The following is a 23,855-nucleotide window of genomic DNA, read 5'->3' as shown; positions in this document are numbered from 1 at the left end:
ATGGCTGAAAATAAGCCCATAACGAAGAATGTTGACTGGATGGTGGTGCTTATCTACATCGCTTGTCTGGGGATTGGCTGGGTGAACATTTACGCGGCCGTTTATAACCCGGAGGTGAACATGAGCATGTTCGATTTGGGTAACAATGCGGGTAAGCAGCTGATGTGGATCGGAACTGCAGCCCTGCTGATCATTTGTATTCTGGTGATCGATTACAAGTTTTACGAGACTTTCTCCTTCATTATTTATGCGGTCATTGTTTTCCTGCTGATCGTGGTCTTGTTTGCCGGGTCCAACATTAACGGATCGCGTTCCTGGATCAAATTTGGCGCTTTCTCGCTCCAACCTGCTGAGTTTTCCAAGCTGGCGATCAGTCTGGCGATTTCAAAATATCTGAGCGATCCGGCGATCAGCCTTACGCGCAAGCTCAAAGATTATTATCCCATTATGGGAATCATTGCACTGCCGGCATTTCTGATCCTTTTGTCTAATGAAACGGGTTCGATGCTCGTGTTTGCTTCTTTTGCCATCGTGCTTTACCGTGAGGGAATGCCCGGGTTTATTCCGGCTATTGGGATGGTTACGGCGGCTTTGCTGATCATTACATTGCTTTTCGTGAAGTGGTATATCGCAGCGGTGATTATTGTGATTGCAGGTCTGGCAATCTGGCTGATGCCGGTGATGACACGTAGGCGGGGTGGACTTTGGGCCACGATCATCATTGCATTCGTCATGATAGGGATCGTGTTCGGGGTGGACTTTTTTATGAATAATGTCCTTCAAAAACACCAGAGAGGCCGTATTATGGTTCTCCTGGATCCCGATTCCGATCCGCGTGGCATTGGCTGGAACGTGATCCAATCCAAGATTGCAATCGGCTCAGGCGGATTTTCTGGGAAAGGCTTTTTGCAGGGAACGCAGACCAAATTCGACTTCGTACCAGAGCAAAGCACTGACTTTATATTCTGTACAGTGGGCGAGGAGCACGGCTTTATCGGCTCGGCAGTCGTCGTTGTGCTTTTTGTGTCATTGATCGCCAGACTCGTCGTGCTCGCCGAACGACAGCGAAGCCGGTTTGCGCGGGTGTATGGCTATTGCGTGGCCGGGATTATCTTCTTCCACTTCATGGTCAATGTTGGCATGACAATCGGGCTCATGCCCGTAATCGGAATCCCGCTGCCGTTTTTCAGTTACGGCGGTTCCTCACTCTGGTCATTCTCAATCCTGCTTTTTGTATTCCTGAAAATTGACGCCCAGCGTCCGTTTACGTTGTCGCGGGGTTAGGAATTTTGAATGATCACATTTTCCCTGCTGCCAAAATCAGCAACACCCATCCCACTATTAACGCCACGCCTCCAATAGGCGCGGTGGCGCCGAATTTGGTGATGCCGGTGAAGCAGATGGCGTAAAGGGAGCCTGAAAAAATGATTACGCCAATAGCGAATGCATTGCCCGACCAGCCTAGTAACTTGATAGCATCTGTGCCAGCACGTTGCATCAGCAATCCTACCAAAACCATGGCTATGGCGTGGTAAAACTGGTATTTTACGGCTGTTTCAAAAGTTTCACTCCTGCCGGATGCTTCGAGCATTCCCTTCAATGCATGTGCCCCGAATGCGCCCAAGGCAACCGCAAGCGCACCCAATATTCCACCGGCCTGAATCATGAATTTCATAGTATTTTGTATTAATCTGGATAATTGAAAATGAGGTCTGCGCTGCTCTTTGACCCGCCAAATCGGGGCCATGCAGCCCGGTAAAGTTATGCCTGGAATGCAGCGTAACCAACTCTTTGTTTCAATTTTATTATCTTGCGAGCTTGTAAAGGCGGATTGGACGTTGCCGCACATTGTAGATTATACTTAGCAAATGACTTTAAAAAGTTTTATAGCGCTCTGGACTCATCGTTATTACAAATACACGCACATTGGTAAAGCGCACCTGCTTGGTTATCAGGCTTATTTACATTTCAAAGGTGTCAAAGGCAAGCTAAAAAAAGGCCAGAAGCTGATCGCGATCATCCGTACGGAGCATTTCGGGGATATTGTGGCAGCGGAACCGATCTCTCGTTACGTGCGGTCACTGCATCCCGATGCGCACATTGTTTGGTTTGTCAAGCCCTCGTTCAGTGAGTTGGTCTCGCATAATCCTTCTATTGATGAAATTTTCAGGGAATTTTGTGTGACCCAACGTAAAACATTGCTGGATACAGGCATTTTTGACGAGGTTATCCAACTGCAATTCACAAACAACAACCATTGTCCCAAGTGTCAGGTATTTGTTGATAATCCGGTTGCAACGCGGCGTAACATCAATATTTACAACTATTTCAACTACGGCAATCTGCTGCAGGTATTTGCGCAAACGGGTGATTTGATCCCCGAAAAAGCTACATTTCCTGCGGATGATAAGCCGAAACTTTATTTGCAGGAAAGTCATCGGCAAAAAGTGGATTCCTTAAATTTAAAAGAACCTTTTATTGTCCTGCATTGCCAATCCAATTACGCACCGAAGGACTGGCCTGCCGAAAAATGGGAACAGCTTGTGCAGTGGCTTGCGGACAATTATCCTTATCAAATTGTCGAAATCGGCCTAAAAAGCAATTTGAATGTAAGCACAAAAACCTATCGCAACTTGTGTGGCCAGCTTAGCATTCTGGAAACAGCCGAGGTGATCCGCCGCGCTTCTTATTTTATCGGGCTGGACAGCGGACCTTCGCATTTGGGCAATGCTTCGGGCACTTTTGGGGTAATTTTGATGGGTTCGCTGAATGATTTTCCTGAGTATAATCCCTATTCGGGCGGTTATGGAAGTCAGGAAAATGCTGTTTTCGTGCGCCAGAAGGGCCTTCCATGCGCGCAGCTTTCATTTGACTTCGTGCGGGACAAAGTGGCTGGCGTAATCTCCTTACCTTGATCCAAAAATAGAACTTCCGACCCGGATCAATGTGCTGCCTTCTTCCATCGCGATCGTGTAGTCCGCACTCATGCCCATGGAGAGTTCCTGCATGCTAATCTGCTCATTCTGATAGGACTTGAAGGATTCAAACAATGCTTTCAACCCCTTGAATTCCGCACGAACAACTTGTTCATCCTCCGTGTTGGAAGCCATTCCCATCAGGCCTGCAATGCGGATATTTTGTAGTTCCAACAGCTCCGACGATGTGATAATTTCCAGCGCTTCTTCTTCCGAAAGTCCAAATTTTGTTTCTTCCTGCGCGATAAAAATTTGAAGCAGGCACGGAATGATCCGGTCGTTTTTAGCAGCTTCCTTATTAATCTCTTTCAGCAACTTAAGACTGTCAACCGAATGAACCAGAGTCACATAGGGTGCCATGTATTTTACCTTGTTGGTTTGTAAATGACCGATCATGTGCCACTCAATGTCTTTGGGCAGCGCCTCGTATTTGGCGGTCATTTCCTGGACCTTATTCTCTCCAAAACGCTTGCAGCCAGCGTTATAAGCTTCCATGAGAACTTCTTCGGGCTTGGTTTTTGTTACTGCAATTAAACGGGTTTCCTGTTTTAATCCTTTTTCTATTTGGGCAATGTTGTCAGCAATTGTTGGCATTTTGAGATTCTAATTTTTTGATAATTAAAGGATTAAAGAAACAAATTCACCGCAGGCGCTTAGAAATAGATGTTAACATATTTCAAAATTGAAAAAAACATAGTTCTTTTACCAACGAATTAAAAAATATAACCTTCTGTATGGACTATAATCAGGAACAAAAGCAAGACAGGAAAACCCTCCTATGGGCCGCTTTGGCCGTATTGCTATTGCTTAATTTGGTGCTTGTTTATTTTATCTATCACGAAAAACAGGAAAATCTCGCTAAGGATGACATTATAACTGCTAAAACAGAGGAAGTTCTCTTTATCAAAACGAAGCTCGATTCCATTTCGCAGGAACTGGACATTAAGATTGCCGAAATCCAGAAACTGGGCGGAAGTGTGGATTCATTGATGGCAATGAAGCTGCAACTTGAAAAGGATAAGCAGGAATTAAAGAATATGAGCAGTTACTCGGCTTCCGGTTATAATAAGAAGATCAAGGGTTACGAAAATGTGTTGAACGAAAAAGACACGGAAATTGCCCAGCTAAGGCAGGAATTGGGAATTGCGACCACGAAAAATCAGGAGTTGAACGAGAAAGTAACCGGGCTGGAATCCGAGAAGCAGTTGCTTGCTGATTCTGTGACTAATTATTCTGTTCAAAATAGGGAACTGGCTGAAAAAGTAAGCATTGCCTCTGCATTAAGGGCTGAAAATCTGACGGTTAATGCAGTTTCTGCAAGAGGAAAAGAGCGCGAAGGCGGAAAATACAAGGCAAAACGCATCGACAAGCTGCGTGTTAATTTCTCACTGGCGCCAAATGCTGTTGCCAAGCAGAATGAGAAAGAAATGTATCTGCGTATCCTGGATCCGGACGGAGCGGTTTTATCGGATATGGCCACAGGTTCGGGGTCATTTATGCACGACGGTAAAGAGTTGATTTACAGCTCACGCCAGACTGTCAATTTCACAAACAGCGGCCAATCTGTGGATATTTTGTACGGACGCGGCGGCATTCCTTTGAAAGACGGCAAATATGCCATTGAGGTTTACAGTGAAGGATTTAAAATAGGGCAGGGCGACTTCGAAGTCAAGTAACGAGGCTGAATAACTTGAATTTAAGTAAGATCAGGGCTTGGAATTATGGATTTCAAGCCCTATTTTTGCACCCTCATTTTGGTATGAACCCAAAGTGAGGGTTTTTATTTTACATTATATAATTAATCAATTACCGTATGTCTAAGCAATATGAAACGGTGTTCATTCTAACTCCCATTTTGTCTGAGGCCCAGGCAAAGGACGCCGTTGAAAAATTCACGACAATCATCACCGCAAATGGTGGATCGATTGTACATGAAGAAAATTGGGGATTGCGCAAGCTGGCCTACCCCATCCAAAAGAAAAACTCAGGTTTCTATCATGTTGTAGAATACACAGCAAATGAAGGAAACGTGGTTGACGTTTTGGAGACCGAATTCCGTCGTGACGAGCGCATTTTGCGTTTTATGACAATCGCCCTGGATAAGCATTCAATTGCTTACAACGAGAAAAAACGTAAGGGTCTGGTTGGAAGAAAAAGAGAAGAGTCAACTGAGTCTAAAACCGAAAACGCATAAGCTATGTCACTAGTAAACGAACCGGTTGAAAAAAACAATAACCGTAAGAAATACTGCCGTTTTAAGAAAGCAGGCATTAAATATATCGACTACAAGAATCCGGATTTCTTATTGAAACTGGTGAATGAGCAAGGTAAGATCTTGCCACGCCGCCTTACAGGAACAAGCTTGAAATATCAACGCAAAGTTTCTCAGGCAATTAAAAGAGCGCGTCACTTGGCTTTATTGCCTTTTGTTGCTGATCAATTGAAATAATATAGAAAGAGCTACAAACAATGGAAATCATACTTATAACGGATATAGCAGGTGTAGGTTATAAAAACGATATCGTTACTGTGAAAGCAGGTTACGGTCGTAACTACCTTATCCCTCAGGGTTTTGCATTATTGGCGAATGCCTCTAACCGCAAAATCGTTGCTGAAAACGTGCGTCAGGCTTCGCACAAAGCTGAAAAGCTGAAAAAAGACGCAGAAGAAATTGCAGCAGCAATCGGCGATCTTACAATCGATATCAAAACTGTGGTAGGGGAAAGCGGCCGTATCTTCGGACGTGTTACCAACACACAGGTTGCTGATGTCCTTAAAGCAAAAGGTTTCAATATCGACCGCAAGAAAATTACTTTGGATGATGTTAAATCCATCGGAACTTACTCTGCAACAATCGACTTGCATAAAGAAGTGAAACACAAAATCGCCCTGAACGTTATCGCGCAGGAAGACTAATTGTTTCAAAAAGACATAAAAAAAGCAGCCCTTAAAGCTGCTTTTTTTATGTCTTTTTGAATGAGTAAATAAGTGAATGAGTGAATGAATAAGATAAACAATCACTTATTCACTCATTTAAAATCAAATTAAAGCGCCGGGATTCTCAAAACCTGGCCTGGATAGATCTTATCCGGATGCGTGAGCATTGGTTTGTTTGCTTCAAAAATGATAGGATACTTCATCATATCGCCATACACTTCCTTCGCTATTTTGGAGAGCGTGTCGCCTTTTTCCACAGTGTGATAAGTTGCTTCGGGAGCCGGCGTTGCCACTTTCAAGCGGTTGTCCACCACTTCTACGCCTTCAACATTCCCTACTGCAAGGGCTATCTTTTCTGCATCTTCCTGCTGAGCTACTTCGCCTTCTATGGTCACCGTGTCACCCGATGTTTTGACTGTCAGATTGTTATATGCGAGCCCGAGTGCTTTTACGTGCGATAGGAGCGCGCTGGCGCGTAATGGTTCTGCTTCCGGCGTGGGAACAGCAGTTTCTTCTTTTTTGAAAACTTTTTCTCCTACGCCTTTAAGAAACGATAGTAAGCCCATGTTTTAGTTGGTTTATGTGAAACAGATAACTTGTAATGCGGTCGTTGACACACATTATATTGCTGATGTGGCAATTATTATACCAAACTTTTTCTGAGCAAACTTCAAAAGACCGTTCGGCAGCGGCCAGTTTTAATGCCTGACTTTGTACTTTTGCAACAGGTCAATCAAATGCTGGATATACTGCCAATCAATGGATCGTAACGCATCGCTGGATAAATTAAGAAGTGAAGAATTTGATATTTGTATCATCGGGGCAGGGGCAAGCGGGGCTGGTTGTGCATTGGATGCCGTTTTACGAGGTTATAAAGTCGCTATTATTGATAAAAAGGATTTTGCATCAGAGACTTCATCCCGTTCTACCAAGCTGATCCACGGCGGTGTCCGTTATCTCGAACAGGCATTTAAAAAATTAGATTTCGCGCAGCTCAAACAGGTCCGTCACGGCTTGGAAGAGCGGCATACCGTTCTTAAAAATGCACCGCATCTGGCGCGGCCATTGGCATTGATGACGCCTGTGAGTTCCTGGTTCGAGGGTTTGTACTTCAAAATCGGCTTACAACTCTATGATACATTTGCCACAAACGATTCGCTTCCTAAAAGCAAATGGCTTTCAAAAAAGGAAGTGCTCGACAAAATTCCAACCCTGAACAGCAAGAAGCTGCACAGCGGCGTGCTGTATTACGATGGCCAGCTCGACGATGCGCGTTATTGCCTGGCACTGGTGCAGTCGGCTGCGGAAGCAGGCGGCGTTGCTGCTAATTACCTGGATGTTACAGGTTTTACCAAAAATGATTTGGGCAAACTTGTTGGTGTTCAGGTTAAGGATACGCAGCAAGGAGCTGAATTTATCATTAAATCAAAGCTGGTTATCAATTGCACAGGGCCGTTTTCTGATAAGATCAGGTTGTTGGCCAATCCTGCATTGCCTGAGCGGCTTCGTCCCAGCAAAGGCGTTCACGTAGTGCTGCCCTATAATACATTGAATAGCGAATATGCTATGCTCATTCCTAAGACTTCGGACGGACGCGTGGTTTTTGCTATTCCTTTTGAAGGCGCCATGATGATCGGGACTACGGATACGGAGTCGGATAGCATTGATTCTGAGGCCACATTGAATGAATCGGAAAAAAAATATCTGGTTGATACGCTGAATCCATTCCTGGCGACTCCCATTGACATGACAACATTGAAAGCGGGTTTTGGTGGATTGCGCCCGCTCCTGGCAGCCGATCCTTCCAAATCCACCAAAAGCCTGGTCAGGGATCATGAAGTTGAGGTAGACGCTGCAAGCGGGCTGTTGAGTCTGCTGGGCGGGAAGTGGACGACTTACCGGTTGATGGCCAAGGATACGATCGACGAAGCCGACGCGATCTTTTCCAAAAGAAATGAATGTCTTACTGCAAACCATACGCTTGCCGGCGGGGAACATTATGATGCTTCTTTATCGGGAAAGCTTACCACGAAATATGCATTACCGGAGGACGTGGCGCTGCATCTGGTTAGAAAATACGGTTCCCGGGCAACATTGGTTGCGGATTTAACAGCGACTGACATTTCCTTAAAAGAACGGCTCAGCGCTTCCTATCCCTACATTAGAGCAGAAGTAACTTACACGGTCCGGAATGAAATGGTCATCACGCCGCGCGACTTTCTGGCGCGCAGGGTGAGGCTGGAAATTACCGATTGGAAAGAAACCTTAAACTGCTTACCTGTTGTTGCAAACCTGATGGCACGGGAATTGAATTGGGATGAAAGCGAAACGCAAAGACAAATCGATGACTATGCGTTTCAGCTCAAACAATTCATTGCCGACGCCGGCAACTAACTCACATTAGATCCCGAATGTACGTAACCGACTTAGCCTGCATCTCACCTCAGTTTACCTTTGATAATGCCTTTTTTGAGGAAAAGATAAAAGTGCATCACGGCAATCGTTACGCGGCCATTGAACCGGATTACGGACAATTAATCCCCGCAAGCTTGCTACGCAGAATGGGTAAGGCCGTTCGGATGGGCGTAGGGGCGGGCTTGCCGCTGATCCGGAAATCCGATATGGACGGGATCATTCTCGGCACAGCGAATGGCGGATTAGGCGATTGCCTCAAATTCCTGAACCAGATCGTTGACTACGAGGAAGGCACATTAACGCCCACTCATTTTGTCCAGAGCACACCTAACGCAGTTGCAGGCAATCTTGCTTTGATGAGCAAGGTAACGGGTTATAACACAACGCATGTGCACAAAGGACTGGCTTTCGAAGCTGCGTTACTGGATGCGATGATGGTTTTGGAAGAAAAAAAACTGCGGCGCGTGCTGGTCGGCAGCGTGGAGGAGATTTCTGATTATAACCATAACATTGATTTCTTAAACGGTCATTTTAAAACAGAAGACATTACGTCAACTGATTTGCTGACAGCCGATTCTCCCGGATCCGTTAATGGGGAAGGGGCGACGATGTTCGTGGTAGAGTCTTCAAGAAGCGAAGGAACACTGGCGCGGATTATGGATGTGGATCAGATCAATAGTCCAAAAAATAATGACCTGGAAGAAAAGCTGAATTACTTTCTGGAACGAAACGGGCTCGCATGTGAGGATATCGATACTTTGATGCTGGGCATCAGTGGGGATAACCGCACAGACCATTTGTACGCAGATTTTCGCAAGAAATTTTTCCCGGATAGCATCAGCTACACTTATAAGAACATGGTGGGAGATTATCCAACTGCTTCGGCTTTTGCAACCTGGATGGCCGTAAAAATGCTTTCAGGCCACCCAGTTCCTTCACAATGTATTCATCAGAGTCCAACAGTGGAAAAAGCGAATAATGTGCTGATTTACAACCATTATAAGGCCGTTCAGCACAGTTTTATTCTGCTTACTCCGTAGCGTCTTTCAATTTGGATTTTAGATTTTTTTCCTCCATTTTAATGACTTTGGCAAGCGTAGGCAGAATTGTATCATGCTTTTTTACAAAAGGATTAGACTGGTCCCAGACATATCCTGCGAGCACCGAGCAAATCTGTTTTTTGATGTCGTTATTAATTTGGTCTGTGAATACAATGGTTTGAAAATCACCGCTGTACCACCCGGTAACATAGCTTCTGAAAACGTTGATCCCGCGTTGGATCACTTTTTCGTATTCATTTTCCCAGTCCACCGTTTCACCCTGCAAATGCTTGTGCGTCATTTTTGCCGAAAGTAATCCCGAAGCAGTTGCGAATGTTACGCCGGATGAAAAGATCGGGTCAAGAAATTCGGTGCTGTTTCCGGAGAGCACAAAACCTTCCCCGAACATTTTGGTGACGCCAATGGAATAGCCCAGGATGTGCCGCGGCTCAAATTTCAATTCCGAATCTTTAAAGCGGCCTGCGAGATCCTCAAATTCACGAATGAATGTCTTATAAGCTTCTCCACCGTTCTCCGCCATTTGTGTTATCTTTTCCCTGTCGCCAACAATGCCCACCGAAGTGGAGCCATCGGAGAACGGAATGGCCCATATCCACGATTTGTTATTGTCAAAAGAATGCACGAAAATGTTGTTGCTGGTTGTTTCCGTGCGGTTTTTATCTTCCAAATGTGAGAAAATAGCGCCTCTCGGGCTGAATGCAGAGGGTTTGCTCAAATTAAACAGCCGTGGGAGCACACGGCCGTAGCCACTGGAATCAATGATGAACCTGGACTGGATTTCGTAGAGGTTGCCGTCTACATCCTTATATTCAATGTGCTGACTATCAGCGCTGCACGTCACTTTCAATACTTCGCATTCAAACTTAACATCAACACCTTTTGCCCGGGCTGCTTCGGCCAGCGTGAGATCGAAATCGGCGCGTTTTACTTGCCATGTCCATTCCCAGCCCTTGGCGAATTGTTCGGAAAACAGGAATTCGCATCTTTTTTGACCGCGCATGAAGGCTGCACCGGTTTTCTTCTGAAAATTCCTGGACCTAACTGCTTCTAGCAGACCGGATTCGTCCAGATGCTCCATGCAGCAGGGCAGCAGGCTTTCGCCGATCTGGAAGCGGGGAAATTTCTCTTTTTCTAAAATTGTGACATCGTAACCCTGGTTTCTGAGGTAAGAAGCTGCAACTGTCCCGGCTGGTCCGGCACCAATGACCACAACATCAACTGTTTGCATGATTAGGCATTTTTAACTTTTTGGATGAGTTTCTCTTTGTCTACAAATGGAAAGCATGTTACAAAAGCGCTTACCGTGACGCCCAGTATGCCATGCATCGAAATATTTTGACCTGTCAAATGCAGGTTAGGGATTCTTGTTTTTGTATTGATCTGCGTCCGCGTCGGCGAGTGGGAATTTTTCAGCACACCATATAAGGAACCATCTTTATTACCAATGTAATCCCTGAATGTCAGTGGAGTAGCACTATGAACGGCCTTGATTTTTCCTGAAATTCCGGGGAAAACTTCTTCGAGCCGCGCCAGCACTTTTGCTTCTTTGTCCTTCTTAAACTGTTCGTATTCTGCATCGCGCGTTCCCGGCTCAGCCACTGTGCTGAAAGTCCCGCTCCACTTTTCAGTTTCGGAAGCATTCATGTAGGTCATAATGGACATAGAATCAGCGTATTGACCGGTTTTGGAAATGTATGGCGTGCAGATAAAATAAGTTTGCGGCCAGGTTTCCTTATCATAGTCAATGCCTCCCCAAACGTCCTCAATATGGTGCTGATAAATGTTGTAGTTCAAATATTTAAAACTCTCCGCCTGGAAAGTAACATGTACGAGAAATGTTGAAATGCTGTTTTCCAGCCCCTGAACGCGGTTTTTGTACACATTAAGAAACCTTTCCGCGCCGAAAATATCAATGGTCACGGACGGATGCACATTTGATATAAACTGTTTGCCTTTAAATGTTTCCCCGTTTTCCAAAACCACCTCCGTGATCTTACCATCTGCATCATAATTGGCCGAAACTACCTTCTTATGCTTGTAAATTTCTCCTCCCTGCGCCCTGATGGCCTTACTCATCTGAATTGCGATTTGAGAACCGCCATTGATGAATTTGTAGGAGCCTGACAAATAGCTTTTCATAATCAGGGCATGCACATAAAATGGTGTCTTGTCCCGAACGCCTGCATACAGCAGATTGGATCCGGCCAAAACATTCCGAAGCCGCTCATTATCAGTGACTGACGTAATGAAATCGTGAGCGTTCAGTCCTACAACGTCGCCGTCCATCTGGTAATTTTCTCCTGAAACTCTGAGATTATAGAGTGGGAATTTTTCACAGACTTCCAAGATCTTGTCGCAATAGGTTTCAATAGCAGCCTTTTCTTCCGGGAAATATTCGATTAACCCGTTTTTGTATTGATCAAATCCCTGGGCGTAAGCATATTCCGAGCCGTCCTGAAAGCGGATAACGTCAAATTTGTCATCGTCCATCCGTTTCATTTTCAGCTTGTCGAGTATGCCGAAATATTTGAAGAACTGATACAAATTCTCACCCTCGTCCAGGCTTCCTACATAATGTACGCCCGTATCGAAAATGCTTTTTCCCCGGCTATACACCTGTAAATGACCGCCAATCTGATGGTTTTTTTCGAGTACAACCACGCTGTAACCTTCCAAAGCCAGAATGTTCGCACAAGCGAGGCCGCCCTGGCCACTGCCTACAATCACAAAGTCATATTCTTTTTGCAAGGCGGAAGATTGCATTAAAATGGTTATTGAAAAAGTTTATAATACACCAATTATTATCTGGTCAGCGGCCGTAAAATGAACAGCACATTGGATGTATTGCTGGAGTGTTCCTGCATCTCAACATGCATATGGTGCCTGGTGGCGAAGTCCCTGATATCGCCGGATGAGAAGAAGTGAAATTCATCTTCTTTGCGGTTAAAAGAGAAAATTCCTGTCGATAATGCTTCCGTTTTCTGCGTATTCCGGTGCTTTTCCTGATTGTCGGTAATGCCGTCGCGGATGAAAAGAATGCCGTCCGGTTGCAGCGCTAATGCACACCTTTCGAGCAATTTAAGCTGTTTTTCTTTTGATAAATAGTGAAGCACATCATTTAAAAATATCACATCCTGACTGCCGAGATCGGCCTGCATAATGTCGCTGCAGACGAAGTTCAGATTAGCCGTTTTGCGATAACTGTTTTGCGCAACGCTGATCTTTTCCTCATCATAATCAATGCCTGTGATCAGGCGGTCCTCGTTCTTATAATGCAGAAAAAAGGACAAGTAGCCGTATCCGCAGCCAATGTCCAGAAAGTTCTTCCGAGCGCCGATCAGCTCATTATAGTAGGCGAAATTCTTGCTTTCCAGCCGCCACTTGATCTTGAAATACCATTCGAGGACTGGGCCTTTATACACATAATTGGTAAAAATTTTATGTTTGAGATAAGCCGTGTCTTCCATTTCATTTTTATAGGAAGCAAATGCAGTTTTAAAATGCGCAGCGATGTTCTTGGTCTTATCCCGCAGCTGGCTGCCCCATTCCGGATCGGACAGGCGTATGCGCGGGAGCACGCGGACATTGAGTGCGCCGGGGCGGATCAGAAAATCGTTTTTGGGCAAAACATCAGAAGCACCATGGATCAATATAGGCTGAATGTCGAGGCCAAGCTGCTCGGCGAGGTGAAAAGCGCCCTTATGGAACCGGGTGATCTGCCCGTCTTCCGATCGTGTTCCTTCAGGAAAGATGAGGAGCGAATAACCGTCTGCAACCAACGCTTTCACCTTATTAATGTTCTCCTCGGGGCCGTCATCCGTGTACACATAACCTGCATGACGGATGATGGGCCCGAAAAACGGCGAATTGTACACCCATCCTTTGACCATTAAAACGATTTTAGGATTGAGCATAATGGCCAGCAAAATGTCCAGAAACGAGGTGTGATTCGCAATGAAAATGACTGGTTTCTCTGGCTGCAAGTTTTCCAATCCTGAAAAATTCTTTTTTACATGTGGTCCCGAATAGATCACGGTTTTTGCATAAAATGAAAGCGAACGGTTCAGCATTGCCTTCTTCCGCACCTTTGAAATGGGCAGCAACAGAATCGTAACCAGTTTGGAATGTAAAAACAGGCAGCCCGACAGGAAGTAGGTAAAGCTGGAAATGCTGATCAGGAATGGCAATAATGTTACCGGTGCCTTCTTTCTTGCTATTCTGTTTTGGACAAAAAAACCAAAAAGGACGGGCTGAAAAACAAAGGAAATGAACAGGATGCAGACAATGCCCAACACGCTGATCAGTGCAATGGATTGAATGGCGGGATGTTTGGCGAAGATCAGGACACCCGTTCCGATGATCGTAGTGGTGGCCGATAAAGCGATGGCTGCCTGGTAGGAGCGAAGTGAATCCTTGCCGTATTTGTATTTATTGAGCAAGCCGTCCGTGACAAAAATGCTGAAATCGTCGCCAAGCCCGAAAATGAATGTGGTAACAATTACATTAACGAAATTGAATTTTATGCCCAAAATAGCCGCTATACCCAATATCCAGATCCAGCTGATCACCATTGGCAGGAAAGTTAACAGTGTTAATTCAATCCGCCCGTAGACCAAAAGCAATGTAAGGAAGACGATCGACGCCGAAATAAGCAGGAGATAATTGAAGTCGTCCTTTACCAATTTGAGCAGATCACCGGCCAGTTCACCGCGATCAAATAACGCGATTCCTGGGATTGCCCTAAGTTCATTTTTAACGATAGACAGCTGGCTCTGCGGAACGATCAATGTGGTGATGAATGTCGTGCCTCTGACATTCGCCTCGATCAGATTATCCAGGCCAAGTTCGGCCAGCAATGTATCCACGGGGACAGCGCCTGGTTGCTGACCTGCGACCCATGATTTGAAATCACTGAATGCATTGGTGCTAAATCCTTTCTTTGCCGCCGCTTGATCCAAAGCATTATAGGTGGCCTCTTTCCGGCGCAAATCCCAGAAATCATGCCATTTGCGATTGCGTTCGCGCCGGAGTTCCTGCGGAATAAGAAATGAGCCCGAGGAAACGAAGCTGTTTATTTTTCCCTGATCACGCAGCTTGACCAGGTTTTGATAAATCTGGTAATTGATTGATTCCGCCTTTGCCGTGACCGGATTGCTAGCGAAAATATAGATCCTTTTTTCTGCCTTTGGATCAATGCCTGTGAGCGCCTCCTCACGTTTTTGTAGATCCTCATCCTGAATGCTGAGGTTTTCAAAACTGCTGTCAAACTCCGTAAACCTGGCGAAATAGAGGAATATCAACGTCATTATAGCAATAAATCCCAGAATCATCGGCCTGGCTTTTTCCTGAATTTGCGGAAATCGAAACGCACGGCTTTCTGCGGGTATCTGCTTTTTCTCAAATGCAACCGACGACAGGATAACGGGCAGCGCGATCAGTGTAAAAAGTGCAGCGCCTAGCAAACTAAGCGAAGAAAACAACCCAAAATCCTGCAAAACTGCCGAATTGGCAAAATGCAATGCACTGAAAGCCATCACGGTCGTGAAACTGCCGGTAAGCAAGGGCGCGCTTACTTCCTTAATGGCAGTGGAAATAGAATTGGTATGCCTTAAATGTGTGAAAAAGTGAAATGCATAATCCAGCAAGATGCCAAAAACAACAGCGCCGGTTGCCAGCGAAATGCCCGATATTTCGGGCCGGATATAGCCGATAATGCCCAGCGCGAAAATCGCCCCGAAAACGCCGGGTAATATAATGTATAGCGGAATAAGGAATTTGCGGTAGTACAGGATCAGCAAGAGCAAAATGCCCCCCAACGCGATGAAGGATGTTAAATAGGAATCTTTTTTGACCTGAATGGCATTGCGGGCAGCGATTTCGAACGTGCCGAAATAAGAGAAATTGTGATGCTTCTGCCGCTTATTCCAGCGGGATTTGAATGCTTCAACATCTTCATACAGCTCAACATTTTTTTCTGAATCGCCTGAATCAAAACTCGTTGCGGCAAAAATGATCATTTTCTTGCGATCGCCCGTAAACATCACGCCATCTTCGAGCACCATGCCATTCGAGTTGCTATTGGCATTTAATTTCCGAAAATACGGGCCGGTTATGCCAAGCGGATCATTGACAATGAACTGTTTGAGAAATGTCCCCCCGGGCGTAGTAAGCTGATTATAAGCCGAGTTAACCGAAGCTTTAACCGTATCCGCGTTTAGTCGGCTGGTAATGTGGGAATAATAGGAGGAATCAATGAGCTCCGGAAAACGGCTGTAAATAAACTGGTAAACATCCTCCTGAGCAAAAGGGCGTTCGATTTGAATGTTCCGGATGGCGCCGTTGGTATATCTTGTCAGCGAGTCGGAAAATGCTTCTCCGAGCAATTTAGCTTCATCAGATGTTGTCTCTTCGGGAATATCAATCGAAAAGACGATCTGATTGATGATGTTCTTGCTTTCGATGAGCCGGTTGAATTCTTCGAAGCTCTTACCCTTCGGTAAGGTTGCAAAAATGCTTTCCGTTACCTTTAACCGCGAGATTCCCAGGATCAGAAAACTTGTAAGGAAAACCAGACTAAGGAAAAACGCGGGCTTGTGTCTGGAAAGGAACTGATGTAACCTTAAAAGTAAATCTCCGATCATTGAAAGGGGAACGTGAATGTCAGACAAAAGTAAGCAAATGTAAAATTCCGGCAACTTCCGGTGGCACGTTTGCCGATTGCGGCATGTTTGTCAAAACCGCAAAAAAAGATTTATTTTACGTAATATTAATTATGCAATCTCTAAATGAATAGTATTTCCTTAGCTCATATCGAGCAGTATGCTTTTGAAAAGAAGGAATTTATCTTAGCCGAAGACGCCCTCAATAAAGTTTCTAAGTCCTTTACATTTCTTACGAATTTCTCCAAAGATAAAATTATATACGGAATCAATACCGGTTTTGGCCCGATGGCTCAATACCGGATAGAGACTGATAAGCTGAGTAACCTGCAATACAACCTCATCCGCAGCCATTCCAGCGGTATAGGAAGGCCGCTCAACGAAATTTATGCCCGCAGTGTCATGGTAGCGCGCCTGAATTCATTTTTGCAGGCCAACTCGGGTGTTAGCACGGGTGTTATCAAGCAACTTGTCGCTTTTTTAAATAAAGGCATTGTTCCTGAAATCTTCGAGCACGGAAGCGTCGGCGCGAGCGGTGACCTTGTTCAGCTTTCCCATCTCGGCCTTAACCTGATCGGCGAAGGGCACGTTTATGAAGGCGGCATCAGAACAAATACGGCCGATGTTTTAGCAAAAAATAACATCGAGCCGCTTAAAATGGAATTGCGCGACGGCCTTGGGCTGATCAACGGAACATCCTGCATGACCGGCATTTCGGCGATCAACATTATTTATGCTAAAAGGCTGGTGCAATGGGCGGTAGCAGCGTCGGCGATGCTGAATGAGGTTATTGAAGCATTTGACGATTCGTTTTCCAAGCAATTGAATGCGGTTAAACATCATAAAGGACAGCAGATTATTGCGCAGCAAATGCGTGATTTTGTGGCTGGCAGTCAGTTGATACGCAGTCGCGAAGAATTATTTAAGGATGATACGGCACTGCAACGGAAGGAATTTGAACGGAAGATTCAGGAATATTATTCGGTAAGATGCGTTCCGCAGATCCTGGGGCCAATCCTTGATACATTGCAATATGCGCAGGAAGTGATTGAGAATGAGCTTAATTCAACCAATGACAACCCCATTGTAAGCCCGGAGGACGATAATGTTTTCCACGGAGGCAATTTCCATGGTGACTACATTTCACTGGAAATGGATAAAGTTAAAATTGTCCTTACCAAGCTTTCAATGCTGATGGAAAGGCAGCTCAACTTCCTGATGAACAGCAAACTAAATGGCAAGTTTCCGCCATTCCTGAACGCTGGAACATGGGGGTTGAATTTCGGTTTCCAGGGCGTGCAGTTTACAGCGACTTCCACAACAGCAGAAAACCAGGCGCTATCCGGTTCAGTTTACGTGCACAGCATTCCTAACAACAATGATAATCAGGACATTGTAAGCATGGGGACCAATAGTGCGGTGCTTGCCAAGCAGGTTCTGGAAAATTCATTCCAGGTAATGTCAATTCACATTATGGCCATTTGTCAGGCTATTGATTTGCTGGAACCGGGTGAGCAGGAGCGGTTATCGCCTAATGCAAAATCAATTTACAGCCAGATTAGGCAGCATGCGCATTTTGTGAAAGAGGATATTCCACAATCCGAAAGCATTGCAGCAGTTTTTGAATACATTAAAGAAACCCCGTTTAAATTATGAGCTGTGCATTGGTAACAGGCGCGTCACGAGGATTGGGCCGTGCCATAGCGGTTCAGCTTGCAAAAGATCACGGGTTATATATCTTGGTCAATTATTCTTCCAATCAGGCCGCAGCAGAGGAAACGCTTGCAGAGATCGTGGCTGGCGGCGGGAATGGTGAATTATTGCAATTCAATGTTCAGACAAAAACGGAGGTGGACGAGGCCCTGAACAAATGGAGAGAGAGAAACGAAGAAAAGCATATCAGTGTTTTGGTGAATAATGCCGGCATTACGCGTGACGGCCTGTTTATGTGGATGCCGGAGCAGGATTGGGACGATGTGATGAACATTTCCGCGAAAGGCCTTTTTAATGTTACACAAAATGCCATTCAGCAAATGCTGCGCAAGCGTTCGGGCCGGATTGTGAACATTGCATCGGTGTCCGGAATGAAGGGCGTGGCAGGGCAAACGAATTATTCCGCAGCCAAAGGGGCAATTATTGCTGCCACAAAAGCGTTGGCACAGGAAGTCGCTAAGCGTAAGATCACGGTAAATGCAGTTGCGCCGGGTTTTATCACGAGCGATATGACCAAAGACCTGAACGAAGCAGAATTAAAGCAAATGATCCCGATGAACCGTTTCGGGCAAGCGGAGGAAGTTGCTCATCTGGTTAGTTTTCTGGTCTCAGATAAAGCCGCCTACATTACGGGCGAGGTGATTAATATCAACGGAGGAATTTATTCATAATTAATGGATCACAGAGTTGTCGTAACCGGAATTGGGATTTACTCTTGTTTAGGTGAAAACCTGGACGAGGTCACAAAATCTTTGTATGCCGGTAAAAGCGGGGTTGTTTTTGATCAGGTTAGAAAGGATTTTGGCTTTCGTTCTGCGCTAACGGGCATGGTTCAGGAGCCGGACCTGAAAAACTACCTATCCAGAAGGCAGCGCCTGGGTATGCACCAGCCCGCTATTTATGCATATATGGCTACGCGTCAGGCGCTTGAACTCTCGGGACTGGATGTGGATTTTCTCGAAACCACAGAAACGGGCATCATTTATGGAAACGACAGCACTGCCGCATCGGTGGTGGAAGCAGTTGAAAAAGCCAAAGAAAAACACGACACCACATTAATAGGAAGCGGCGCTATTTTTCAAAACATGAATAGCACTGTTAATATGAACCTTTCGACGATTTTTAAATTAAAAGGCATCAATTTTACACTCAGCGCGGCTTGCGCATCCGGCTCACATTCTATCGGGATGGGTTACATGATGATCCGGCAGGGATTGCAGGACAGGATCATTTGCGGTGGTGCACAGGAAATTAACATTGCTGCCATGGCCAGTTTCGACGGTCTGGGAACATTCTCCGTACGCGAATCCGAGCCTGCAAAAGCTTCCCGGCCATTCGACCGCGACCGCGACGGGCTGATCCCCAGCGGAGGCGCAGCCACAGTTATCCTTGAATCCTATGAGTCTGCTGTGAAGCGCGGTGCTCCTATACTGGCGGAACTCATCGGCTACGGATTTTCTTCCAACGGCGATCACATATCCAATCCCAGCATCGACGGGCAGGTTCGCTCACTTAAAATGGCCATGTCCCAGGCGGGAATTGCTGCTGATAAGGTGGATTACATTAATGCGCACGCCACGTCGACGCCAGTAGGCGATGGGAGTGAAGCAAGGGCAATTTTTGAAGTTTTCGGGGCTGAAACACCGGTAAGTTCAACCAAGTCGATGACGGGCCATGAGTGCTGGATGGCGGGTGCCAGTGAGATCGTTTACTCTTTACTGATGATGCAGAATTCTTTTGTAGCGCCCAATATCAACTTCGAAAACCCGGACGAAGATTCGGCGCGGATCAACATTATTGCCGAAACTAAGGAGCAGGAGATCAATTATTTCCTTTCAAATTCGTTTGGTTTTGGCGGAACAAATTCAACATTAATTCTCAAAAAGATCTCCTGATCAGGACCATTTGCGGAGCTCCAACTTCGTAAGCGGCGGTTCGCGGCCACCATAAATTTGTATTTTTGTTCTGCTCCGAATGGATGCATCACATGCAATGGTTTTTGGATTAAATTATTGTGTGAGTCGCAGAATTTAATTTAAAAAAGAGCAATATCTTTAAACTATCAGCAAGAATAAATTAATTTTGTAGCCATGTATGCTAACGACGTAAAAATGAGTTGGGAAGAAGTTATCGAAGAAACGAGGGATTTTTTATCGGAGGAGTTTGAGGTGGACCGGAATCTGATTCTTCCTGAAAACAGTCTCAAAGATACGCTCGATTTGGACAGCCTTGACTATGTGGATCTTGTGGTGCTCATCGAAGAAAATCTCAACATCAAAATTACAGGCGAAGACTTCAAAGAGATCGTGACATTCGGCGATTTTTACCGGCTAGTTCGTAAGAAACTAAATTTATAAGAATGAGCCGTTGGGATGGTAAAACCAAAGGATCATTAGTCGGGTATAAAATCTTTCTCTATTTCATTAACAAGCTTGGGCTGGATTTTGCCTACCGCCTGTTGCAGCTGGTAACGTATTACTACTATCTTTTTGCAGCGAAGCAAAAAAGCGCGTTACTGGATTTTTATCAAAATACCCTCCATCTTCCAGTTTCAGAGGCCAAAAAGCTGGCCAGGAAAAACTTTTACATTTTCGGACAAACATTGGTAGACCGCGCCGCGTTCCTGCTTGGGAAAACGGAGAAGTTTACGCATGTGTTTGAAAATGAGCAATATCTGATTGATATACGAGAAGGTGGAAAAGGTGGGATACTGCTGAGTGCGCATTTGGGCAACTGGGAAACGGCCGGTAACCTGCTGAAAGGACGCATTACACCGACCATTAACATTGTAATGCTGGACGCGGAGGTAGAAAGCATTAAACAGTTTATGGACAGTTCCACAGGCGGTTCGAGGTTTAAGGTTATTGCGATTAAAGATGATCTTTCACACATTATCGCAATTCGCAACGCACTGGTTAATAACGAGTTCGTGGCCATTCATTCAGATCGTTATATGGATGGCGTCAAGTTCATCGAGTTGGATTTTTTTGGCAGGAAGGCGAAATTTCCTTACGGACCGTTCATTATCGCCTCGAAGTTTGATGCGCCGGTAACATTCGTTTTTGCCGCCAAAGATGGAAAATACAGTTATCACCTCAGCGCAACATTGCCTTTGACGGGAAAACGCAAGCCCGAAGAGATCGCTGCCTTGTATGTTGCTGAACTGGAACGAAAAGTGAATGAATATCCTGAACAATGGTTTAATTATTTCAACTTTTTTGTTTAATGATTGTACCCAAAAGCGCTATAAATCAATACATTCCGCACAGAGCGCCATTTATCATGATTGATAATCTGGTAAGCGTGACTGCGGAAAGATTTGAGTCGGATTTTTATATAGAACAAGATAATGTGCTGGTTGAGGACGGGTATTTTCAGGAGTCGGGTTTAATGGAAAACATTGCGCAGACTTGTGCTGCCTCATTCGGTTATTTAGACCGTGAGGAAGCCGGAGAGCCTAAGATTGGCTTTATAGGAGCCATTACAAAAGTGGAAGTGCATGAGCTGCCAACGGCCTCCGTAACGATCCGGACAATCGTAGAACCACTACATCAACTAGGAAATATTTACCTGGTTAAAGGGGAAAGTTTCTTGGAAGGGCGTATATTGCTCGGCTGTGAAATGAAGATCGTGGTGACACACTAACCCTTAACTAGATAGCATAATATGATTGCTTCGGAAATCGAAATTGATATACGTTTTAGTGAAACTGACGCAATGGGCGTGGTTTGGCATGGCAATTACCTGAAATTTTTCGAAGATGGGAGAGAAGCTTTTGGTAAAACCTACGGATTGGAATATCTGACAATTTTCGACAAAGGCTACTTTACACCCATCGTAAAATCCGAAATTGACCATAAGGCTCCGGTTTATTACGGGCAGATCATTAAAGTGATAACGAAATATGTGCCTGCAAAATCAGCCAAAATCCAGTTTGAATATGAGGTTGTGAACCTTACAACTGGCGAATTGTGCGCTGTGGGCAAAACCATGCAGGTTTTTTTGAATAAGGAAACACGCACATTGGAACTGATTACCCCCGATTTTTACCGGGATTGGAAAGAACAAAATAAGGTTTATTGAAACTGGAATGACCTACATTGGTGCCGAAGTAATCATAAGTCCCTTGGGTGGGACCACAGCTGAAAACTGGGCTGCTATGCAGGCTAATCGGTCGGGAATTTCTTTGGTAACGCAGGCCGGATTTGACAGTGCAGACCTTTATTTGTCTAAAATCCTGGATCTCGTCGCTGATTTTAAATTTGAAAAGCTGATCTCGGACGCACTTTCAGCTGTTTCTGAAAATATTGACCCCGCAATCCTGACCTCGGACAGGACCATTGTCATTGTGAGTTCGACAAAAGGTGAGCTTGATAAAAATATCACCGATCAGTTTGGCAAGAGCATAGAGGCGTTGGTTTCCAGGTTTCGCCTGGCCAATCAGCCCATCGTTCTCTCAAATGCTTGCATATCAGGTGTGTTAGCGATCAATGTGGCTAGTAATCTCGTTCAAGCGAAAGTATACGAGCATGCCATTGTGATAGGCTGCGACCTGATTTCGGATTTTGTCGTTTTTGGATTTCAATCTCTCTTTGCGATCAGTGATCAGCCATGTGCCCCTTTCGACGCATCGCGCAAGGGCATAACAATGGGCGAGGGGTGCGGTGCAGTGGTTGTTTCTGAGACAAAGGAAATTTTCAAAAATAGAGCTTTACGGCTCTTTTCCGGCGCGAGTGCCAATGATGCCAATCACATTTCAGGCCCTTCCCGAACGGGTGAGGGATTGTTTCGAAGTGTGAAAAAGACATTGGAAGCCAATGACGTAGCGCCCGATGAACTCGATTTTATCTGCGCACATGGCACGGCAACGGTTTATAATGATGAGATGGAGTCCATTGCCTTCGACCGGATAGGCTTGACGAATGTGCCGCTGAGCAGTTTGAAAGGCTATTTCGGACATACGCTGGGTGCGGCGGGTGTGATAGAAACAGCTGCCTCTATGCAAATGATGCGCAACGGAGTTTTGTTAAAAAGCCTCGGTTATAGGGAAAGCGGCACTTCAAAAACCTTGAACGTCATTGCGGAAAATATTTCCAGCATGCCAGCAACCATTCTGAAAACAGCGTCGGGCTTTGGCGGCGGTAATGCATCTTTGATTATCAAGAGTTTATGAGTTTGATTACAACATATTGTCATTTGTCGGCTGATCATTTTTCGATAAATGGTGAGTTGGTGGCAACGCGTGAAAAAGATGCAGCGGACAGTTGGTTCAAACAGATTTATAAGGAGCAGGAAATCGTATATCCTAAGTTTTATAAAATGGATGCGCTGTCGCAAGCGGGATTTTTAGCTTCGGAAGTGATAAAGCGTGCTAACGAGGGCTTGACGAGCAAGTATCAGGACGATGAAATTGCAATGCTGTTCGCAAACCAATCGTCCAGCGCGGATACAGATCTGCGATTTTTACATTCCTATGACCAAAATGGTACACCAAGCCCTTCTTTATTTGTTTACACATTGCCCAACATTGTTTTGGGTGAAATAGCGATCAGAAACAAGTGGTATGGCGAAAATATGTTCACTGTTTTGCCTAAATTCGCCCCCGGTTTTTTCGTCGATTATGGACAGATTTTCCTGTCCACCAGCGCCAAAGCAGTCCTGATCGGATGGCTCGGGGTAATGGGCGACCACATCGACGTTTTCGTTGCACTGGTAGAAAGCGAATCAGAAGGCGGCATGGATTTCAATAAGGAAAATCTTTCAAAACTCGCCGATTTGAACCACGCATAACAATCCGAAAATCAAAGTATACACATTAATTGACAATGGATAATTTAAAGGAAGACCTTAAAAAACAGATAATAGAGCAGTTGAACCTTGAAGATATCACGCCGGCTGACATTGCGGACGATGCGTTGCTTTTTGATGAAGGAGGTCTCGGACTGGATTCCATTGACGCGCTGGAATTGATCGTGTTGCTGGAAAAATACCATGGGATTCAGGTGGTCAACCCAGATGAAGGCAAGGTGGCTTTCAAGTCAATCAATTCAATGGCAGAGTACATCCGTAACAGGGCAGTCGAATAAAATCACGAA

24 protein-coding genes are annotated in these 23,855 nt (G+C 45.2%); 18 read left to right on the top strand and 6 right to left on the bottom strand.

The window, feature by feature from the left end; genetic code table 11:
• On the top strand, nucleotides 1-1,284 hold the full coding sequence (gene rodA / locus G395_RS0111510; RefSeq protein WP_026630180.1) for a rod shape-determining protein RodA: 1,284 nt from the start codon (nucleotides 1-3) through the stop codon (nucleotides 1,282-1,284).
• Between the two features lie 13 nt (nucleotides 1,285-1,297).
• On the opposite strand, the gene G395_RS0111505 is transcribed toward rodA, so the two are convergent.
• Nucleotides 1,298-1,675 (bottom strand): DUF423 domain-containing protein, encoded by a 378-nt coding sequence (locus tag G395_RS0111505; protein ID WP_026630179.1) that lies wholly within the window; start codon nucleotides 1,673-1,675, stop codon nucleotides 1,298-1,300.
• A gap of 193 nt (nucleotides 1,676-1,868) precedes the next feature.
• On the opposite strand from G395_RS0111505, the gene G395_RS0111500 reads away from it, so the two are divergent.
• Complete coding sequence (locus G395_RS0111500; protein ID WP_026630178.1) at nucleotides 1,869-2,915, top strand: glycosyltransferase family 9 protein; 1,047 nt, start codon at nucleotides 1,869-1,871, stop codon at nucleotides 2,913-2,915.
• Here G395_RS0111500 and G395_RS0111495 read toward each other — a convergent pair.
• Complete coding sequence (locus G395_RS0111495) at nucleotides 2,907-3,569, bottom strand: YggS family pyridoxal phosphate-dependent enzyme (RefSeq protein WP_026630177.1); 663 nt, start codon at nucleotides 3,567-3,569, stop codon at nucleotides 2,907-2,909. The genes G395_RS0111500 and G395_RS0111495 overlap by 9 nt on opposite strands.
• Before the next feature lie 140 nt (nucleotides 3,570-3,709).
• On the opposite strand from G395_RS0111495, the gene G395_RS0111490 reads away from it, so the two are divergent.
• The 4 genes from G395_RS0111490 (at nucleotide 3,710) to rplI (ending at nucleotide 5,891) form a co-directional block, all read left to right on the top strand.
• Nucleotides 3,710-4,651 carry a DUF8428 domain-containing protein gene (locus G395_RS0111490; protein ID WP_026630176.1) on the top strand — a complete coding sequence of 314 codons (942 nt, stop codon included), beginning with the start codon at nucleotides 3,710-3,712 and terminating at the stop codon, nucleotides 4,649-4,651.
• A 137-nt stretch (nucleotides 4,652-4,788) separates the two neighbouring features.
• Entirely contained in the window at nucleotides 4,789-5,169 is a 381-nt protein-coding gene (gene rpsF, locus G395_RS0111485; protein WP_026630175.1) for a 30S ribosomal protein S6, read from the top strand.
• A gap of 3 nt (nucleotides 5,170-5,172) precedes the next feature.
• Nucleotides 5,173-5,424: a 30S ribosomal protein S18 gene (gene rpsR, locus G395_RS0111480; protein ID WP_026630174.1), complete on the top strand. Its 252-nt coding sequence runs from the start codon at nucleotides 5,173-5,175 to the stop codon at nucleotides 5,422-5,424.
• A gap of 20 nt (nucleotides 5,425-5,444) precedes the next feature.
• Complete coding sequence (gene rplI, locus G395_RS0111475) at nucleotides 5,445-5,891, top strand: 50S ribosomal protein L9 (protein ID WP_026630173.1); 447 nt, start codon at nucleotides 5,445-5,447, stop codon at nucleotides 5,889-5,891.
• A 128-nt stretch (nucleotides 5,892-6,019) separates the two neighbouring features.
• On the opposite strand, the gene lysM is transcribed toward rplI, so the two are convergent.
• Nucleotides 6,020-6,478 (bottom strand): peptidoglycan-binding protein LysM, encoded by a 459-nt coding sequence (lysM, locus tag G395_RS0111470; RefSeq protein WP_026630172.1) that lies wholly within the window; start codon nucleotides 6,476-6,478, stop codon nucleotides 6,020-6,022.
• Between the two features lie 193 nt (nucleotides 6,479-6,671).
• Here lysM and G395_RS0111465 point away from each other — a divergent pair, with 193 nt between their 5' ends.
• Both G395_RS0111465 and G395_RS0111460 read left to right on the top strand, forming a co-directional pair.
• A complete protein-coding gene (locus G395_RS0111465) occupies nucleotides 6,672-8,306 on the top strand; it encodes a glycerol-3-phosphate dehydrogenase/oxidase (RefSeq protein WP_026630171.1) in 1,635 nt (544 codons plus the stop codon).
• A 17-nt stretch (nucleotides 8,307-8,323) separates the two neighbouring features.
• Entirely contained in the window at nucleotides 8,324-9,367 is a 1,044-nt protein-coding gene (locus G395_RS0111460; RefSeq protein WP_026630170.1) for a beta-ketoacyl synthase chain length factor, read from the top strand.
• On the opposite strand, the gene G395_RS0111455 is transcribed toward G395_RS0111460, so the two are convergent.
• The 3 genes from G395_RS0111455 to G395_RS0111445 are packed head-to-tail and all read right to left on the bottom strand — an operon-like array spanning nucleotide 9,357 to nucleotide 16,056.
• Nucleotides 9,357-10,616, bottom strand: a complete 1,260-nt coding sequence (locus G395_RS0111455) for an NAD(P)/FAD-dependent oxidoreductase (RefSeq protein ID WP_026630169.1) — start codon at nucleotides 10,614-10,616, stop codon at nucleotides 9,357-9,359. The two genes, G395_RS0111460 and G395_RS0111455, sit on opposite strands and share 11 nt — an antisense overlap.
• A gap of 2 nt (nucleotides 10,617-10,618) precedes the next feature.
• Nucleotides 10,619-12,151, bottom strand: coding sequence for a phytoene desaturase family protein (locus G395_RS0111450; RefSeq protein ID WP_026630168.1), 1,533 nt, complete (start codon nucleotides 12,149-12,151; stop codon nucleotides 10,619-10,621).
• 38 nt (nucleotides 12,152-12,189) lie between these two features.
• Nucleotides 12,190-16,056 (bottom strand): trifunctional MMPL family transporter/lysophospholipid acyltransferase/class I SAM-dependent methyltransferase, encoded by a 3,867-nt coding sequence (locus G395_RS0111445; protein WP_229204140.1) that lies wholly within the window; start codon nucleotides 16,054-16,056, stop codon nucleotides 12,190-12,192.
• Nucleotides 16,057-16,173: 117 nt separating this feature from the next.
• Between G395_RS0111445 and flxA the strand changes: the two genes are divergently transcribed.
• From flxA to G395_RS0111395, 10 genes are all read left to right on the top strand, one after another.
• Nucleotides 16,174-17,703, top strand: coding sequence for a flexirubin biosynthesis tyrosine ammonia-lyase FlxA (flxA, locus tag G395_RS0111440; protein ID WP_026630166.1), 1,530 nt, complete (start codon nucleotides 16,174-16,176; stop codon nucleotides 17,701-17,703).
• Complete coding sequence (flxB, locus tag G395_RS0111435) at nucleotides 17,700-18,431, top strand: flexirubin biosynthesis SDR family reductase FlxB (RefSeq protein ID WP_026630165.1); 732 nt, start codon at nucleotides 17,700-17,702, stop codon at nucleotides 18,429-18,431. Before flxA ends, flxB begins: the two co-directional genes overlap by 4 nt.
• 3 nt (nucleotides 18,432-18,434) lie before the next feature.
• The gene (locus G395_RS0111430; RefSeq protein ID WP_026630164.1) at nucleotides 18,435-19,655 is read left to right on the top strand and encodes a beta-ketoacyl-[acyl-carrier-protein] synthase family protein; all 1,221 of its coding nucleotides are present in this window, start codon (nucleotides 18,435-18,437) and stop codon (nucleotides 19,653-19,655) included.
• Between the two features lie 195 nt (nucleotides 19,656-19,850).
• Nucleotides 19,851-20,117, top strand: coding sequence for a phosphopantetheine-binding protein (locus G395_RS0111425; RefSeq protein WP_084439573.1), 267 nt, complete (start codon nucleotides 19,851-19,853; stop codon nucleotides 20,115-20,117).
• A 2-nt stretch (nucleotides 20,118-20,119) separates the two neighbouring features.
• Nucleotides 20,120-20,986, top strand: coding sequence for a lysophospholipid acyltransferase family protein (locus G395_RS0111420; protein WP_026630162.1), 867 nt, complete (start codon nucleotides 20,120-20,122; stop codon nucleotides 20,984-20,986).
• On the top strand, nucleotides 20,986-21,405 hold the full coding sequence (locus tag G395_RS0111415) for a hotdog family protein (RefSeq protein WP_026630161.1): 420 nt from the start codon (nucleotides 20,986-20,988) through the stop codon (nucleotides 21,403-21,405). The genes G395_RS0111420 and G395_RS0111415 overlap by 1 nt, the downstream gene beginning before the upstream one ends.
• Before the next feature lie 21 nt (nucleotides 21,406-21,426).
• A complete protein-coding gene (locus G395_RS0111410; RefSeq protein ID WP_026630160.1) occupies nucleotides 21,427-21,843 on the top strand; it encodes an acyl-CoA thioesterase in 417 nt (138 codons plus the stop codon).
• 7 nt (nucleotides 21,844-21,850) lie between these two features.
• Nucleotides 21,851-22,933, top strand: a complete 1,083-nt coding sequence (locus tag G395_RS0111405; protein WP_026630159.1) for a beta-ketoacyl-[acyl-carrier-protein] synthase family protein — start codon at nucleotides 21,851-21,853, stop codon at nucleotides 22,931-22,933.
• On the top strand, nucleotides 22,930-23,550 hold the full coding sequence (locus G395_RS0111400; RefSeq protein WP_026630158.1) for a hypothetical protein: 621 nt from the start codon (nucleotides 22,930-22,932) through the stop codon (nucleotides 23,548-23,550). The genes G395_RS0111405 and G395_RS0111400 overlap by 4 nt, the downstream gene beginning before the upstream one ends.
• 35 nt (nucleotides 23,551-23,585) lie before the next feature.
• Complete coding sequence (locus G395_RS0111395; protein WP_026630157.1) at nucleotides 23,586-23,846, top strand: phosphopantetheine-binding protein; 261 nt, start codon at nucleotides 23,586-23,588, stop codon at nucleotides 23,844-23,846.
• The last annotated feature ends 9 nt before the right edge of the window (nucleotides 23,847-23,855 follow it).

It is taken from the genome of Dyadobacter alkalitolerans DSM 23607 (assembly GCF_000428845.1).
Classification (GTDB): Bacteria; Bacteroidota; Bacteroidia; order Cytophagales; family Spirosomataceae; genus Dyadobacter; species Dyadobacter alkalitolerans.
Note: the sequence above shows the minus strand (reverse complement) of the source record. Positions and strands in the feature narration are given on the sequence as shown.